Source organism: Petrotoga halophila DSM 16923 (assembly GCF_002924615.1).
Map to the genome: position 1 here is coordinate 1 of NZ_JALY01000350.1, position 2,558 is coordinate 2,558.

The window sequence follows — 2,558 nt, forward strand, 5'->3', positions numbered from 1 at the left end:
TGGGTATGCATCTCAATATCGATACCAACTTCGTCTATTATTCTTCTGATATGTTCGTAGATAGAAAATGGTTCCATCATTCCAACGGTGTCACAGTATCTTAACCTATCTGCACCTGCTTCTTTAGCCTCTTTAGCAAACTTTATAAGAAAATCCATATCACTTCTTGAAGCGTCTTCAGCGTTTACAGAAACGTATAAATTGTGCTTTTTGGCAAATCTTGTAGCATCCACCATACTTTTTAATACCCAATCCCTATCTTTTTTTAGTTTGTGTTTGATGTGAATATCTGAAGTGGAAATAGAAATTGCAACCGCATCGACCCCACAATCAATGGATTCTTCAACATCCTTTATAACTGCTCTATTCCAGCCCATAATTGAAACACCTAAGTTTAACTTACATATCTTCTTTATGGCTTCCTTTTCATCTCCACCCATCGTAGGAATCCCGGCTTCGATCTGATAAACACCTAACTCTGCTAACATCTTCGCTATTTGGACCTTTTCTTCATTGGCAAATACCACGCCGGCAGTTTGCTCTCCATCTCTTAAAGTTGTATCAACTATATATACGTTACTCACGTTCTTTTGTACGTTCTTCTTTCCATTACCTTTAGAAGAATCGTACCCTCCCTCCTTTCAGTTTTATATACTCTCTTTGGGAACTTTAAAACATGCCTTAGTAACCCTTCGCCCTGCTCCCCGCCCATAAGGATAAAAGTTCTTTTGATTTTTTTAATTATACCTTAAATTTAAAGATATATCAAGTTCATGGAAAGATTCTTATTATATCAAGACCTTTATTTTCAGGCAATCCAAACATTAAATTCATATTTTGTACTGCCTGACCACTGGCACCTTTTACTAAATTGTCAATCACAGACATGATTATTAAAGTATTTGTATGTTCATCAATTTCAAAACCTATTTGGCAATAATTGGAGCCAACCACACTTTTTGTAGATGGATACTTTCCAGGGTTCAGAATTTTTATGAAATAATCGTTTTTATAAAACTCTTGGTAAAGATCGTAAACCTCATTTAAGGTTATATCTGATCCCAAATTACAGTAAATCGTACTTAAAATTCCTCTTGTCATAGGAACAAGATGTGGGGTGAAAACAATTTTTACCTCTTCTTGCATTATTTTTGATAACTCCTGCCCTATTTCTGGAATATGTCTATGTTTAGCCACGTTATAAGGTTTTGTATTTTCGTTACATTCTGAATATAAGTTACTAAATTTAGGTTCATGACCTGCACCTGATACCCCAGATTTACTGTCAATAATTATGTTTTTATCTGATACAACTCTATTTTTTAAAACAGGGGCTAATGCCAAAATCACACTAGTTGGATAACAACCTGGATTGCCCACAATTTGTGCATTTTTAATCTTTTCCCTATTTAACTCAGTTAATCCGTAGACTTTGTTGAATTTATCGTATTCTATGTCATCATTTGAACCATACCACTTTTTGAAGACATTAAAGTCATCGAAACGAAATGCAGAACCTAAATCTATCAATCTCTTACCTGCATCCATTACCATCTGAGCTATTTCAAAAGTTAGTTCGTGAGGTAAAGTTGAAAATATTATATCGCAAGTAGCAACCGCTTTTTTGAAATCATCACCCTCTAATATAAGATCACAAATTCCTTGTAATCCCGGATAAACTTCTGAAATTAATTGGGATTCAAAGTGTTTTGATGACAAATAAGTTATTTTAGCATTCGGGTGTTTTGAAAGAATTCTGACTAATTCAATACCTGTGTATCCTGTTGCCCCAAGTATACCAACCTTCATACATCTTCCTCCCATCTTGCTGCCCCAATTGTTTTACGGCGTTTTAGAATATTTTTTAGATCTAAAAATTCATACACATCCTCATCTATCAGCTGACAAAAATTTCTAAATTCAGAAATATTAAGTTCTTCTAAAGAGACATTTTTTGTTATAGCATATGCAACTAATTTTCCAACTATATCGTGAGCGGTTCTGAAAGGGATCCCTTTTTTGACCAAATAATCTGCCAGATCCGTTGCATTGAGATAGCCAAATTTTACCGCCTCTTCCATCTTTTTTTCGTTCACACGTATCGTTCCCAACAAACCAATAAATACCTTTAAACAACCTTTTAATGTATCAACGGTATCAAACAGAGGTTCTTTATCTTCTTGCATATCTTTGTTATATGCTAGGGGTAAGCCTTTCATAGTTGTTAAAAGGGCAAACAAATTTCCATATACCCTACCTGTTTTACCCCTGATTAATTCAGCGGAGTCTGGATTTTTCTTTTGTGGCATTATGCTACTTCCAGTCGAATATTGGTCACTTAATTCCACAAAATTGAACTCTTGGGTAGACCAAAGTACTACTTCCTCAGAAAATCTACTCAAATGCATCATTATCAGGGAAGCTATTGATAAGAATTCAATGATAAAATCCCTATCGCTTACTCCGTCAATACTGTTTAGTGAAACCTCTTTAAAGTCTAACAATGAAGCCACATACATTCTATCTATATCGTATGATGTTCCAGCTAAAGCTCCTGA

Annotated in this window: 3 protein-coding genes; all 3 read right to left on the reverse strand. The window is 34.8% G+C overall.

From position 1 onward, the window contains the following. Positions 1-584 (reverse strand): hydroxymethylglutaryl-CoA lyase-like TIM-barrel protein (locus AA81_RS13925; RefSeq protein WP_500690319.1); only part of this gene is annotated, 584 nt, incomplete at its 3' end. Positions 585-771: 187 nt separating this feature from the next. Then, a complete protein-coding gene (argC, locus tag AA81_RS13930; protein ID WP_103899369.1) occupies positions 772-1,809 on the reverse strand; it encodes an N-acetyl-gamma-glutamyl-phosphate reductase in 1,038 nt (345 codons plus the stop codon). Then, on the reverse strand, positions 1,806-2,558 hold a 753-nt coding region (gene argH / locus AA81_RS13935; protein ID WP_103899370.1), incomplete at its 5' end, for an argininosuccinate lyase. The genes argC and argH, both read right to left, overlap by 4 nt.

What these genes read in the sequence shown, in the direction of transcription:
- argC (WP_103899369.1), bottom strand. Translation starts at nt 1,809, where the DNA reads ATGAAGGTTGGTATACTTGGGGCAACAGGATACACAGGTATTGAATTA.